Genomic DNA, 13,101 nt, shown 5'->3' with positions numbered 1-13,101 from the left:
GGGGTCAGGCGGGTCTGCCGCGCTCGATGGGGGTTCGGCCGCGGGCGAGGAGCCACACCATGGCCGCCAGGGCCGCCACCTGCAGCGGCCAGCCCATCGCGATCTTGGCGGCGCCGAGCAGGCCGCTCTGGTCGCCGTCGGCGAGGTAGATCGGGTACTGGACGGCCACCCGGGCGACGCAGGGCAGCAGCAGCAGCCAGGTGAGCCGGGAGCAGAGCTTCACGATCCCGGGGTCGCGGCGCCACGCGGTCGGGTCGCCGGTGACCGAGCCGATGATGAAGCCGACGACCGGCCAGCGGACCATGATGGAGAAGAGCATCGCGGCGCCGTAGCCGGCGTTCAGGATGATGCCGGGCAGGAACGCGTCCTCGGCCCGGCCGGAGCGCAGCGCGAAGAACGCGGCGATCGCGATGCCGACGAGGCTGTTCAGGACGAACTGGGGGTTGGACCGCTGCGCGAGGCGGACGCCGAGCAGCACCACCGCGGCGGCGACGCCGGCGATGACGGCGAGCCGGACCTCCTCCAGCAGCACGTAGGTCCCGGTGAAGGCGATCACGGGGACGGCGGCCTCGACCATGCCGCGGACGCCGCCCAGCGCCTTGCTCAGCTGGGCGCGCACGGCCGCCTCGACGGTGTCGTGGGCGTCGCCGTCCGGCGGCGTGGTCTCCGTGTCCACGCCGCGTCCTCCGCCGTCTTCCCGTTCGCTCACATCGCACTCCCGGCCGCCGGCGCGTCCTACGGACCGCCGCGGAGCTCGTATCGCGGATTGAAGATGACCTTGCGCCCGTCCTGCACGCTCACCAGCCCTTCGGCGCGCAGCATGCGACCCGGGTCGATGCCGGCGATCCGGCGGCGGCCGAGCCAGACGAGGCTGATCACGTCGGTGCCGTCGTAGAGCTCGGCCTCCAGGGCCGGTGCGCCGCCCCGCGGACGGAGCGTCACCGTACGCAGCGTACCCGCCACCCGGTGCCGCCTGCGCTCGCCGCACTCGGTGATCGGCGTCGCGCCCTCGCCGCCGGCGGTCTTCTGCAGCTCCTCGGCCTCGAGCTCGGCGTTGCTCGACGTCACCCGGTGCAGGAACCGCCGCAGGCCGCCCCTGCCGCGCTCGCGCGGCCCGCGCCCGGCGCCCGGCGAAACCTCGTCCATGACTCGAAGCGTATGGCATCCCGGTACGAATCGGACCCCTCGCCTCCCCCCTTCCACCGCCCGCCCGCGGGCGCGCCGGAGCCCTCCGCGGGACGGTCCCGCAGAGGGCTTCCGGGCGGCGGCGTGGCTCAGTTCAGCGCCGCCTCGACCGCCGGGACGCGGAGGGTGCGGCGGGTCGCGCCGTAGGCCGTCGCCCCGGTGAGGACGGCGGCGAGCGCCACCACCCCGAGGTAGGTCCACACGCTCCCGTCAGGGGTGAGCGAGTCGCGCCGGGCGAGGCCGAACGGCACGATCGTGAAGACCGAGGCGACCGTCCCGCACACCACGCCGGTGCCGGCCACGACCGCCGACTCCAGCGCCGCCACGCCGAGCACCTGCCGCGGCGTGGCGCCCGCGAGCCGCGTCTGGCCGAACTCGCGGCGGCGGTGCGCGGTGCCCGCGATCAGCGTGTTCACCAGCATGATCGCGGTGAAGAGCACCACCATCCCGATGACGACGAAATTCAGCGTCTCGATGTCCTTCTGCTCCGCGGTCTTGCCCAGCCCGGCCGCCGCCGTCGCCGCGTTCTCCGTGGCCTGCAGGAAGAGCGTGCCGACCGCCGTCCCGACGAACAGGATCACCGGCGCGGCCGCGGCGGCCATGGCGCCCGTCCGGCGGCGCATGACGGCCGCCGCGAGGTCGCCGGTCGAGCCGCCCAGCCGCCGCACCGGCCCGGCGAGCAGCGCCGTCGCGCGGCGCATGATCGCGGGCGCCAGCAGCGCCAGCCCGATCGCGGCGAGGATGTCGGCCTGCCCGGACGTCGCCATCGCGTCCATGCCCTTGCCGTCCATCACCGTCACCGTGATGACCGCCTGGTTGGTCGCGACCAGCAGGAACAGCACCGCGAACACGATGCGCCGCCGGCTCGTCCGCCCGGTCTCGGCGGCCGCGGCCGCGAGCGACTCGGCCGCCCTGATCCGGGTGGCGCGGCGCGCGGTGATCAGCGCGGCGGCGGTCGCCGACACGAACATGATCCCGATGCCCATCGCCGGCGCGACGGGCCCGAACGCGTGCGGGACCTCCGCCGGCACCTGGCCGGTGTCGTGCAGCATCCGGAGCAGCCCCCGGCCGAGCAGCAGCGCGGGGACGATCCCGAGCAGCGCCGCGGCGACGGCCAGGCCCGCGGCCTCGCCGACGATCATCCGGGCGAGCTGCGCGGGGGTCGCGCCGACGCTCTTCAGCAGCGCGATCTCCGCGGCCCGCTGCCGGACCGACAGGGTCATCGTGGAGGTGACCGCGAAGACCACCAGCAGCAGGCCCCAGCCGCCGACCACGTACGCCATGATCTCCAGGGTCTCGCGGGCCTGGCCGGTCGCGCCGCCCGCCGCCGCGGTGTCCAGCATCGAGGCGAAGGCCATGATGATCGCCGAGCCGAGGAACATCGCGAGGAAGCTCGCCGCGAACGCGCCGGTGCGCCGGCGCAGGGAACGCATCGCCAGTCCGAGCACGGTCACGCCCCCGCCATCGTCCGCTGGCGCTCGACCTCGTCGGCCAGGTGCGTCATCCGCTCCGCGACGGCCTCGGCGGTCGGCGCCGCCTGGTGGCCGACGATCCGCCCGTCCGCCAGGTACAGCACCGCGTCCGCGAAGGACGCGGCGACCGGGTCATGGGTGACCATCACGACCGTCTGCCCGTGCACCCGCACCGACTCTTGGAGCAGCCCCAGGACGTCGCGGGCGCTGCGGGTGTCGAGCGCCCCGGTCGGCTCGTCGGCGAACACGACCCGCGGTTCGGTGACCAGCGCCCGCGCGATCGCCACGCGCTGCTGCTGCCCGCCCGACAGCTCCGCGGGCAGGTGGCGGAGCCGGTCGCCCAGCCCGACCCGGGCGAGCACCGCGCGCGCCCGCTCCCGGTCCACCCTGCGGCGCGCCAGCTTCAGCGGCAGCACCGTGTTCTCCATGACGTCCAGCGTCGGCAGCAGGTTGAACTGCTGGAAGACGAACCCGATCCGGCGGCGCCGGAACTTCGTCAGCGCCGCCTCGTCGTCCCCGGTCAGCTCGGCTCCGGCCACGAAGACCCGCCCCTCGGTGGGCCGGTCGAGGCCCGCCGCGCACTGCAGCAGCGTGCTCTTGCCCGACCCGGACGGCCCCATCACCGCGGTGAACGAGCCGGCCGGCAGCGACAGCGACACACCGTCCAGCGCGACCACCCGGTTGTCCTCGGCGCCGTACACCTTGCGCACGCCGTCCAGGCGGAGCGCCTCACCCGTCGCCTGATCCGCGGGGGCCGGCCCCCTGCGTCCGAACATGCTCTTACCTCCCGCCCGGCGCCCTCCAGGCGCCTACGGAAGAGAAGCTACGGACGGTGACGGCGGCGGAGGATGGGTCCAGCACGCCGATCGGGGTAGGCAAAACCCTACTGTCGCTCCCCGCGGCGGCGATCGGCCATGACGTCGGCAGGGATGTCGGCCAGGATGAGGGCATGGAAGCGGTACCGGAGGACTGGGAGCGCGCGCTGGCGATCGTCGCGCACCCCGACGACCTGGAGTACGGGGCCTCGGCGGCCATCGCGCGGTGGACGGGCCAGGGCAAGACGGTGACGGAGGTGCTGGCCACCCGGGGGGAGGCCGGCATCGACTCGATGGACCCCGACGACGCCCGCCGGGTGCGCAGCGCCGAGCAGATCGAGGCGGCCCGCCGGGTCGGCGTCGACAACGTCGAGTTCCTCGACCTGGCCGACGGCATGCTGGACTACGGGCTGCCGCTGCGGCGCGCCCTCGCGGGCGCGATCCGGTGGCACCGGCCCGAGGTGGTCCTGTCGGTCAACTTCCGGGAGGAGTTCGCCGGCGGCGGCTTCAACATGGCCGACCACCGGGTGCTCGGGCTGGCCGTCGCGGACGCGGTCCGGGACGCCGCCAACCGGTGGGTGTTCCGCGACCTCGACCTCGAACCGTGGCGGGGCGTCCGGTTCGCGCTGTTCGGCGGGTCGCCGCGCGCGACGCACTACGTGGACGTCACCGGCCACCTGCAGGCCGGCATCGACTCGCTGCTCGCGCACCGCGTGTACTTCTCCGAACTCGGCGCGGACTTCGACGCGGCGGCCTTCCTCACCGGCATAGCCGAGGAGGGCGGGCGCGCCGCCGGCGTCCGGCACGCGATGACCTTCGAGATGATCGGGTCCTAGCGGCGGGCGTTGGGCCGCCTGCCCTTGTTGCTCTTGCTGCGCTTGCGGGCCCGGCGTTTGCGCGTCTTCTTCGACATGCCCCGATTGAGCACCCGGCGGGCGTCCGAGGCAAGGGTCCGGCCGTCCGGCGCAGGGCAGGAACCCGCCCGGCCGCACGACCGAAAAGCGTGCGGCCCGGCAGGCGGGTCCGGCGGGCGGGACGGCCCGGTCAGCGGACCTCGGTGATCTCGGGGCCGCGCTCGAAGGGGTTGAAGTGCTCCTCGCCCTCCGCGGCCTCCCCGTCCTCCTGGCCGGCCTCGCTGAACTCCTTCGGGATCTTCAGCTCCAGCAGGTCGCGCGGCGGCATCGGCGCGTCGCCGCGATGCACGACCACGCCGCGCAGCACGTCCTCCAGGACCTGCCACTGCTCCTCGTCCTCGATCGCGGCGCCCTGCACCACGGCCTGGAGGAACCAGCGGGGACCGTCCACCCCGAGGAAGCGGATGATCTGCGGCGCCCACCCCTGCTCGACGAACTCGGCCGGGATCTGCTCGCGGACCTCCTGCGGCATCTCGGCGAGGACCTCCTCGGTCAGCGCCGCGGGCACCATCGCCAGCAGTTCGGGGCCGAACGGGCCCTCGCCCTCCTGGGTCTGGCCCTTGGCCTCCTCCTCGATGTCCCTGGCGGTCTCCCGGCGCACGTCCTCCCAGATGCCGCTGCGCTTCGGCGCCGCGAACACCTGGAGCTGCATGGCGCTCTCCTCGTACTGCACGAGCACCGCGACGGGCCGCCCGTCGGTGGGGTTGCCCTCCGCGTCCACCTGGGTGGGCTCGATGTTCACCTGGAAACCCAGCCCGGGCGCCACGGGCACCTGCAAGGCTCCGAAATCGAGACGCTGAATCTCGGGGAAGGAGTCCTCGGAGTCCCACGGACCGCCTTCAGGGGACTCCGCCTTGGCGGGAGCCTCCTCGGCGGCCTCCGCCGGCTCCGCTTGCGCCTCGGTCCCCTTCTCGGGCTCCTCGGCCTGCCGGCGACGTCCAAAAGCCACGACTCACGCTCCTTCTCGACTGTGCTCATTGTCCCCCGGGCCAGGCGCGGGACCGAATTCGCCCGGGGAGCCGAATCCGCCCGTGGAACCGAAGCCGTTCGCGCCGCGCGCCGATCCCGGAAGCTCGGCGACCTCGTGGAACACGGCCCGCTCCACCCGCTGCACGACCATCTGCGCGATCCGGTCTCCGCGCCGCAGTCGCACGGTGGCGCGGGGGTCGGTGTTCAGCAGGGTCACCTTGATCTCACCCCGATAGCCGGCGTCGACCGTACCGGGTGCGTTCACTATGGTCACCCCCAACCTAGCGCCCAAACCGGACCGGGGGTGAATGAAAGCGGCGTAGCCGTCCGGCAGCGCGATCGCCACCCCGGTCGGGACCACGGCGCGCTCCCCCGGCGGCAGCTCGACGTCCACGGCGGCGACGAGATCGGCGCCCGCGTCGCCCGCGTGGGCGTACCGGGGCGGCGGCAGGCCGGGATCCAGCCGCCGGATCAGCACATCGACCTTGCCCATGGACTCACCTCATACGCGCCTGCCGGAGAACCCCACGACCCTACCCAGGGCGCGGCACCCGGCCGGCGCTGAAACGCCGCGCCGCGCGGGTCCGGCAGTCGACCCTATCCCGCGACGGGTGGTGACCACTTCCGGAAGGTTTGCCGCCAAAGCGAGAGATCACGCGTAGCGTCACGTCTGTTACCCGCGGTACTTCTGTGGGAGGTGCGTCCCACAGAAAGGGGACGGTATGAGCGCACCCGGAAAGTACGTCACCCACCGGTCGCTGGACGGCGTGCGGGTCCGGATCTCCGGCGCCCAGGACCTCCGGCGGCCCTGCACGTCGGTGGCGCGGATCGCCGACGGCGGACGGCTCCACGAGATCTCCAGCGGCACCCGCGCGGACGCCCTGGCCTGGGCCGAGGACATCGGGCTCGACCGGTTCGAGCAGGAGTTCCGGATGCAGGGCGGGCGGCTCCGGGTGGGCCGGACGGCGGCCCGCGACGCCGAGACGGGGGTCAGCGACCCGGTCCTCGCGGCCGTGTGGGAGGGCCGCGGCCATGCGGTCTTCACGCACCTGTACCACGCGCGGCCGGCGGACGCCGTGGCGTTCTTCGGCACGCTGCGGCTGACCGAGCACCCCGACGGGATCACCGCCGTCCCGCGCGGCCGGGCCCGGCGTCCCGAGCCCGCCGAGATGGTCAAGGAGGTCCCGGGCCTCGGGCTGCTGGAGATCACCGCGCTGAACCAGCAGACGCGCCGGCGGCTCCCCTCGTGGCGCGGCGCGCCGGTCGCGGGCGGGGAGCTGTTCCAGGACGTCGTCGAGGGCCAGGGCCCCTACTTCCTGCTCGCGCTGAGGTCGCTGCTGGTGACCGTCCTGCCCGAGGAGGACCGGGTGCGGGAGGTCCCGCGGCGCCTGGCCGGACTGTCGGTCCAGGCGATCCGGTGACCGGGGCGCTCGCCGGGATCGCGGCGGTCGCGGTCCCGCTCGTGCTGCTGCTGTCGGCGGCCGGGCAGGCGCGCAGGCCCGGCAGGCTCGTGGCGGCGCTGCGGGCGCACGGCACGCTCCCCCGCGCCGCCACCGGCCCCGCGGCGGCCGCCGTGATCGCCGCGGAGGCCCTCGCCGGGGCGGGCGGCGCGGTGGCGCTGCTGCTGTGGGCGGACGGCCCCATGCGCGCGGCGTCCGCCGCGGCGGCCGTCCTGTTCGGCCTGTACGCGGGCTACGGGACGTACGTGGCACGGACCCGGCGCGGCGTTCCGTGCGGCTGCGCGGGCGGGGACACCCCCATGACCGGCTGGGTCGCGGGACGGGCCGCCGCCCTCGCCGCCCTGGCCCTCGCGGGCGCCCTGCACGGCCTGCCCGCGGGCCCCGAGGCGTTCGAGCTGACCGTCACCGCCACGGCGGGACTGGCGTTCGCGGTGCTGCTGTGGACGCTCCCGCACGCCATGACAGAGGAGAGGAGGCCGGCCGGATGAGCTTCCAGAACAGCGCGCTGCTGCTGTCTTGGGTGGCGATCCTGCTGCTCGCACTGGTGGTCGCCGGGCTGGTCCGGCAGGTGCACGCGCTGAGCCGGGGAGCCCCGGCCGGGCGGCGGAGCGGGCTCGGGCCGGCGCCCGGCACGGCCGCGCCCGCGTTCGACCGCCTCGGGCCGGGCCTGGTGCTGTTCCTGGACCGCGACTGCGGCGTCTGCACCGAGGTGCTGGCCGCCGCCGCCGCGCCGGACGGCCCGGTGCCGGACGGCCCGCTGCACGCGGTCTTCGCGGGCCCGCCCGCCGACGGCGTCCCGCCCGGCGCGAGCGTGCTCGCCGGGGAGCAGGACGGCCTGTTCGCCGCATACGGCGTCCCCGCCACCCCGTTCGCCGTGCTCGTCGGCGACGACGGGCGGGTGCGGGCCGCCGAGCCCGTGGGCTCCCCCGAGGCCCTCCGCGAGCTGACCCTGGAGGCGACCCGATGACCGAGCCGGAAACCGACCCGATCACTGGACCCGCCACCGGGCCGGTGATCGAGCTGGAGGACGTCCCGCCGCTGCGCGGCCCGCGGCCGGCCGGGGCGCGGCGCGCCCGCCGCCGTCCCGTCCCGCCGGACGGGCCGACGCTGCGGCCCGCCCGGCGCAGCATCCTCACCGGGCTGTTCGCCGCCGGCGCGACCGCCGGGCTGAAGGCCCTCGGCGTCTTCCCGCCCGCGCGGGAGGCCGTGGCGTCCGGTTTCCAGCTGGCCGGCTACTACGACATCTATCCGCGGTGCCCGTCGTACGCGGCCGACCACAACTGCTCCCCCGGCTGCGGGCCGAGCTACGCGTGCAGCTGGTGCTGCCGGACGAGCGGCAAGTACAAGGGCTTCCACAAGTCGGGCGTCTCGCATCCGGGCTGGTACAAGCTGCGTCCCAGCCAGTGCTACAGCGGCGGCTACGACGGGTGGCTGTGGGCGTACGCCAAGAGCTGCGGCAAGTGCAAGAAGGGCGTCACCTGGCGCTGCCACGACGGCTGGAAGAAGTCCAAGAAGGGCAACTGGTACAAGACCATCTGCCGCAAGGCGGTGACGTGCAAGAACTGACGGCCGGGCGGGTGCGGCGGGGGCTGGCCGACCCGCTGCCGCCCGCCGCGGCCCTGGCGCTGCTGGCGGTCGCGGCGGCCGCGCTGGACGCGTCCGTCCTGTGCTGGTCGTCGATCGGGGCGCTCGCGGGGTTCTCGCTGTCCGGCAGCGTTTGAACGCGCAACAGCGAATCCGTGCTGTTCTCGCCAGGTTGGCGGGCTCCCGTACGGCAGGGCGAGGTCCTGGCCGTCTTCACCCTCGGGCTGCTGGCCGGGGGCACGCTCAGCGCGGCGGTCGTCTGGCTGCTGTCCGGACTCGCCGCGCCGCTGCCGCCGTCCGGGCGCGCGGCCGCGATCCTGGGCGTGGCCGCCCTCGGCGCGGCCCGCGAGCTCGGCGTGCTCCGCGTCCCGCTTCCGCAGAACGCCCGCCAGATCCCCCCTGAGGTCCTGCAGGCCCGGCTGCGCCGCGGCTCACTGCAGTTCGGCTTCGAACTCGGCACTGGTGTGCGGACCTACGTCTCCGCCAGCAGCCCGTACGTCCTTGCGCTGGCGCTCCTCCTCAGCCACCAGGGCCCGGCCGCCACCCTCGTCACCGGCACCGCCTTCGGTGCGGGACGCGCCCTGAGCGCCCTCCTCACCTATCTGGCCCGGGACGAGCACCGAGGCGCCGTTTTGGCCGTCCGCATGCCGGCCGTCAAGACCACCGCAGCGCTGGCCATCCTGGCCGCCCTCGCCCTCCTGCTGCTGTGACCCCCGCTACAGGGCGATCGCCCGGTTCGCCTTGACGTCCTCATTGGACCCCGATTCGATAGAAACCGAACCACATTCTGAATTACGGACGCGGCTGCGAAGGTGGGTGCCCGGCATGACGACCACGGCGCGGGACAAGGTCGACGGCAACCTGTCGAACCTGAAGTTCTGGGCGCTGCCCCCCGAGCAGCGCATGGCGGCGTTCACCCGGCTGCGGGAGCTGGACCACCCCGCGTTCTTCCCGGAGCTGAAGCTGCCGTTCGTGAAGACCGGGCCCGGCTTCTACGCGCTGGCGCGGCATGCCGACGTGGTCGAGGCCAGCCGCACCCCCGAGGTCTTCAGCAGCGAGCCCTGCTCCAACAGCATCGCCGACATGCCGGGCTACCTCGCCCGCTACTTCGGCTCGATGATCAACATGGACGACCCCCGGCACGCCAAGATCCGGCGGATCGTGTCGCGGGCGTTCACCCCGCGCATCCTCGAGAAGATGGAGACCGACCTCCAGGCGTCCGCGACCCGGATCGTGGACGACCTCATCGAGAAGGGGTCGGCGGACTTCGTCACCGACGTCGCGGCCCGGCTCCCGCTCCAGGTCATCTGCGACATGATGGGCATCCCCGAGAGCGTCCGCCCGATGGTGTACGACCGGACGAACATCATCCTCGGCCTCGGCGACCCCGAGTACAGCGGCGGCCGGGACTACACCCGCGACGGCATCACCGTCCTCGGCGCCCTGTACGGGCTCCTGAAGGTGATGGTCGCCGGGTACGAGCTGAACCACCTGGCGATGAAGCTGGCCCGCAAGCGGCGCCGGCGGCCCGGCGACGACCTGGTCTCCGCGCTGGTCGCCGCCGAGGTCGACGGCGAGCGGCTGACCGACCAGGAGATCGGCTCGTTCTTCATCCTGCTGGTGGTGGCCGGGAACGAGACGACGCGAAACGCCATGTCGCACGGCCTCAAGCTGCTCACCGACAACCCGGAGCAGCGGGCCCTGCTGCTGGAGGACTTCGACAAGCACATGCCCGGGGCCGTGGAGGAGATCGTCCGCATGTCCACGCCGGTCATCCAGTTCCGCCGGACGGTGACCCGGGAGTACGAGATGAACGGGCACCGGTACAAGACCGGCGACAAGGTCCTGCTCTTCTACAACTCCGCCAACCGGGACGAGACGGTGTTCGACCGGCCCGACGTCTTCGACATCACCCGCTCCCCCAACCCGCACGTCGGGTTCGGTGGCCCCGGCCCGCACTTCTGCATGGGCGCAAACCTGGCCCGCAGGGAGATCACGGTGATGTTCCGGGAGCTGTTCACGCGCGTCCCGGAGATCCGCGCGACCGGGGAGCCCGACCGGCTCTTCTCCAGCTTCATCAACGGGATCAAGCACCTGCCCTGCAAGGTCTGACCGCCGGCCCCCGGCCGCCGCGTCCGCGGCGGCCGCGGACGCGGCGGCCGGGAGCCGTGCTCAGGGGGCGAGGACGACGTCGACGGTCAGGTCGGCGGGGGCGTCCTCCAGCGTCAGGTCGGCGATCCGGCCGGCCGCGGCCAGATCCGGCCGCGAGATCCGCAGCACCTCGGCGCCGCGGACGACCGCGCGCGAGACGTCGGCGCGCATCGACGCCCGCGCCTCCGACTTGGCCTTGCGGACCTGCCGCAGCGCCTCACCGGTCGCGGCGAGGACGGCCGGGTCGCCGCCGGGCGGCAGCTCGGCCTGCGCCGGCCACGGCGCCGTGTGCACCGACCCCCGCCGCCACCACGACCAGACCTCCTCGGTCACGAACGGCAGGATCGGCGCGAACAGCCGCAGCAGGACCGACAGCGCCGCGCGCAGCGCCGCCCGCGCCGACTGCGCCTCCGGCCCGTCCCCGTAGGCGCGGGTCTTGACGAGCTCCAGGTAGTCGTCGCAGAACTCCCAGAAGAACCGCTCCGTGCGTTCCAGGGCCCGCGTGTAGTCGTAGCCCTCGAACGCCTCCGTCGCCTCCCGGACGACGTTGGACAACGCCGCCAGCATCGCCTTGTCCAGCGGCTCCGTCACCGGCGCCTCCCGCTGGACCTCGCCGAGGCCCAGCACGAACTTCGAGGCGTTGAGGATCTTGATGGCGAGCCGCCGGCCGATCTTGATCTGGCCGGTGTCGAACGCGGTGTCGGTCCCCGGGCGGCCGTTGGCGGCCCAGTAGCGGACGGCGTCGGAGCCGTACTCGCGCAGCAGGTCGATCGGCGTGACGACGTTGCCCTTCGACTTCGACATCTTCTTGCGGTCCGGGTCGAGGATCCACCCCGACAGCGCGGCGGCCTTCCACGGCAGCGTGCCGTGCTCCAGGTGCGCGCGGACGACCGTGGAGAACAGCCACGTCCGGATGATGTCGTGCGCCTGGGGGCGCAGGTCGTAGGGGAACACCCGCCCGAACAGGTCCTCGTCGCGCTCCCAGCCGCCCGCGATCTGTGGGGTCAGCGACGACGTCGCCCACGTGTCCATCACGTCGGGATCGCCGGCGAAGCCGCCCGGCCGGCCCCGCTGGTCCTCGGTGAAGCCCGGCGGGACGTCGGAGGACGGGTCGACGGGCAGCGCGTCCTCCGGCGGCGTGATCGGCTCGTCGTAGCGGGGCTCGCCGGCCTCGTCCAGGGGATACCAGACGGGGATCGGCACGCCGAAGAACCGCTGGCGGGAGATCAGCCAGTCGCCGTTCAGGCCCTCGACCCAGTTCTCGTAGCGGGCCCGCATGTAGCCGGGGTGCCAGTCCAGCTCGCGGCCCCGCGCGAGCAGCTCGGCGCGCAGGCCCGCGTCCCGGCCGCCGTTGCGGATGTACCACTGGCGGGTCGTGACGATCTCCAGGGGCTTGCTGCCCTTCTCGTAGAACTTCACCGGCCGGGTGATCTTGCGGGGCTCGCCGTCCAGGTCGCCGGACTCGCGCAGCAGCTCGGCGACGCGCTCCTTGGCGGAGAACACCGTCCTGCCGGCCAGCTCGGCGTAGGGCCCGGCGGGGACGCCCGGCGGCGGGTCGGCGGCGAGCCGGCCGTCCCAGCCGATGACCGCGCGGGTGGGCAGGTCCAGCTCGCGCCACCAGGTGACGTCCGTGACGTCGCCGAACGTGCAGATCATCGCGATGCCGGAGCCCTTGTCGGGCTCGGCCAGCCGGTGCGCGACGACCGGGACCTCGACGCCGAACAGCGGCGTGCGGACGGTCGTCCCGAACAGCTCCCGGTACCGCTCGTCGTCGGGGTGGGCGACCAGCGCGACGCAGGCGGGCAGCAGCTCCGGGCGGGTCGTCTCGATGTAGACCGGCCGCTCGTCGCCGCGGAACCGGAGCCGGTAGAACGCGCCGGGCTGCTCGCGGTCCTCCAGCTCGGCCTGGGCGACGGCCGTGCGGAACGTGACGTCCCACAGCGTCGGCGCCTCCGAGACGTACGCCTCGCCGCGCGCGAGGTTGCGCAGGAACGCGCGCTGGGACGCCGTCCGGGACACGTCCCCGATCGTCGTGTAGAGCTGCCCCCAGTCGACCGACAGGCCGACGCGGCGCCACAGTTCCTCGAACGCCTTCTCGTCCACCTCGGTGAGCCGCTCGCACAGCTCGATGAAGTTGCGCCGCGACACCGGGAGCTGCCGTTTCGGGTCGGGCTTGGCCGGCGGCTCGAAGTCGGGGTCGTAGGGAAGGGACGGGTCGCACCGGACACCGAAGTGGTTCTGGACGCGGCGCTCGGTCGGCAGGCCGTTATCGTCCCATCCCATGGGGTAGAAGACCGCCCGACCGCGCATGCGGTGGAACCGCGCGACGGCGTCGGTGTGGGTGTAGGAGAAGACGTGGCCGACATGGAGGGAACCGCTCACGGTGGGCGGCGGGGTGTCGATCGAGTAGACCTCACCGCGCGGCCGCGTGCGGTCGAACCGGTAGACGCCGCCGTCGTCCCAGGCGCGTACCCACTTGTCCTCCAGGCCGTCCAGTGAGGGCTTGGACGGGATGTGCGGAGTACGCGGCTGCTCTGTCATGGGGCAATGG

Annotated in this window: 15 protein-coding genes; 8 read left to right on the top strand and 7 right to left on the bottom strand. The window is 73.8% G+C overall.

Annotated features, from left to right (window positions below):
• Nucleotides 1–4: 4 nt before the first annotated feature.
• The 4 genes from E1266_RS03680 to E1266_RS03665 all read right to left on the bottom strand — a co-directional run bounded on the left by E1266_RS03680 (nucleotide 5) and on the right by E1266_RS03665 (nucleotide 3,433).
• Nucleotides 5–676 carry a DUF3159 domain-containing protein gene (locus tag E1266_RS03680; RefSeq protein ID WP_243718214.1) on the bottom strand — a complete coding sequence of 224 codons (672 nt, stop codon included), beginning with the start codon at nucleotides 674–676 and terminating at the stop codon, nucleotides 5–7.
• 59 nt (nucleotides 677–735) lie between these two features.
• Nucleotides 736–1,146, bottom strand: coding sequence for an OB-fold nucleic acid binding domain-containing protein (locus E1266_RS03675; RefSeq protein ID WP_132043708.1), 411 nt, complete (start codon nucleotides 1,144–1,146; stop codon nucleotides 736–738).
• A gap of 128 nt (nucleotides 1,147–1,274) precedes the next feature.
• Nucleotides 1,275–2,639, bottom strand: coding sequence for an ABC transporter permease (locus E1266_RS03670; protein ID WP_243718208.1), 1,365 nt, complete (start codon nucleotides 2,637–2,639; stop codon nucleotides 1,275–1,277).
• Nucleotides 2,636–3,433: an ABC transporter ATP-binding protein gene (locus tag E1266_RS03665; RefSeq protein WP_132043706.1), complete on the bottom strand. Its 798-nt coding sequence runs from the start codon at nucleotides 3,431–3,433 to the stop codon at nucleotides 2,636–2,638. Before E1266_RS03665 ends, E1266_RS03670 begins: the two co-directional genes overlap by 4 nt.
• 173 nt (nucleotides 3,434–3,606) lie before the next feature.
• Between E1266_RS03665 and E1266_RS03660 the strand changes: the two genes are divergently transcribed.
• Nucleotides 3,607–4,308 (top strand): PIG-L family deacetylase, encoded by a 702-nt coding sequence (locus E1266_RS03660; protein WP_132043704.1) that lies wholly within the window; start codon nucleotides 3,607–3,609, stop codon nucleotides 4,306–4,308.
• Nucleotides 4,309–4,516: 208 nt separating this feature from the next.
• Here E1266_RS03660 and E1266_RS03655 read toward each other — a convergent pair whose 3' ends face one another.
• Together E1266_RS03655 and dut are read right to left on the bottom strand one after the other, a co-directional pair.
• Nucleotides 4,517–5,335, bottom strand: a complete 819-nt coding sequence (locus E1266_RS03655; RefSeq protein WP_132043702.1) for a DUF3710 domain-containing protein — start codon at nucleotides 5,333–5,335, stop codon at nucleotides 4,517–4,519.
• Between the two features lie 3 nt (nucleotides 5,336–5,338).
• The gene (dut, locus tag E1266_RS03650) at nucleotides 5,339–5,848 is read right to left on the bottom strand and encodes a dUTP diphosphatase (protein ID WP_132043700.1); all 510 of its coding nucleotides are present in this window, start codon (nucleotides 5,846–5,848) and stop codon (nucleotides 5,339–5,341) included.
• Nucleotides 5,849–6,077: 229 nt separating this feature from the next.
• Here dut and E1266_RS03645 point away from each other — a divergent pair, with 229 nt between their 5' ends.
• From E1266_RS03645 to E1266_RS03620, 7 genes are all read left to right on the top strand, one after another.
• Nucleotides 6,078–6,776: a hypothetical protein gene (locus E1266_RS03645; RefSeq protein WP_132043698.1), complete on the top strand. Its 699-nt coding sequence runs from the start codon at nucleotides 6,078–6,080 to the stop codon at nucleotides 6,774–6,776.
• Nucleotides 6,773–7,303 carry a MauE/DoxX family redox-associated membrane protein gene (locus tag E1266_RS03640; RefSeq protein ID WP_132043696.1) on the top strand — a complete coding sequence of 177 codons (531 nt, stop codon included), beginning with the start codon at nucleotides 6,773–6,775 and terminating at the stop codon, nucleotides 7,301–7,303. Before E1266_RS03645 ends, E1266_RS03640 begins: the two co-directional genes overlap by 4 nt.
• Entirely contained in the window at nucleotides 7,300–7,782 is a 483-nt protein-coding gene (locus E1266_RS03635) for a hypothetical protein (protein ID WP_132043694.1), read from the top strand. Before E1266_RS03640 ends, E1266_RS03635 begins: the two co-directional genes overlap by 4 nt.
• Complete coding sequence (locus E1266_RS03630) at nucleotides 7,779–8,381, top strand: hypothetical protein (RefSeq protein ID WP_132043692.1); 603 nt, start codon at nucleotides 7,779–7,781, stop codon at nucleotides 8,379–8,381. Before E1266_RS03635 ends, E1266_RS03630 begins: the two co-directional genes overlap by 4 nt.
• Nucleotides 8,369–8,536, top strand: coding sequence for a hypothetical protein (locus E1266_RS37760; RefSeq protein ID WP_165965912.1), 168 nt, complete (start codon nucleotides 8,369–8,371; stop codon nucleotides 8,534–8,536). Before E1266_RS03630 ends, E1266_RS37760 begins: the two co-directional genes overlap by 13 nt.
• Nucleotides 8,537–8,554: 18 nt before the next feature.
• Nucleotides 8,555–9,109 (top strand): hypothetical protein, encoded by a 555-nt coding sequence (locus tag E1266_RS03625; RefSeq protein WP_132043690.1) that lies wholly within the window; start codon nucleotides 8,555–8,557, stop codon nucleotides 9,107–9,109.
• 115 nt (nucleotides 9,110–9,224) lie between these two features.
• Nucleotides 9,225–10,511 (top strand): cytochrome P450, encoded by a 1,287-nt coding sequence (locus E1266_RS03620; RefSeq protein WP_132043688.1) that lies wholly within the window; start codon nucleotides 9,225–9,227, stop codon nucleotides 10,509–10,511.
• A 60-nt stretch (nucleotides 10,512–10,571) separates the two neighbouring features.
• Here the strand turns inward: E1266_RS03620 and valS are convergent, their stop codons facing one another.
• Nucleotides 10,572–13,091: a valine--tRNA ligase gene (gene valS, locus E1266_RS03615; protein ID WP_132043686.1), complete on the bottom strand. Its 2,520-nt coding sequence runs from the start codon at nucleotides 13,089–13,091 to the stop codon at nucleotides 10,572–10,574.
• Between the last annotated feature and the right edge of the window lie 10 nt (nucleotides 13,092–13,101).

It is taken from the genome of Actinomadura sp. 7K534, from assembly GCF_004348575.1.
GTDB classification, from domain to species: Bacteria; Actinomycetota; Actinomycetes; order Streptosporangiales; family Streptosporangiaceae; genus Spirillospora; species Spirillospora livida.
The sequence above is the reverse complement of the archived record's forward strand: the minus strand, read 5'-3'. Positions and strand labels throughout refer to the sequence as shown.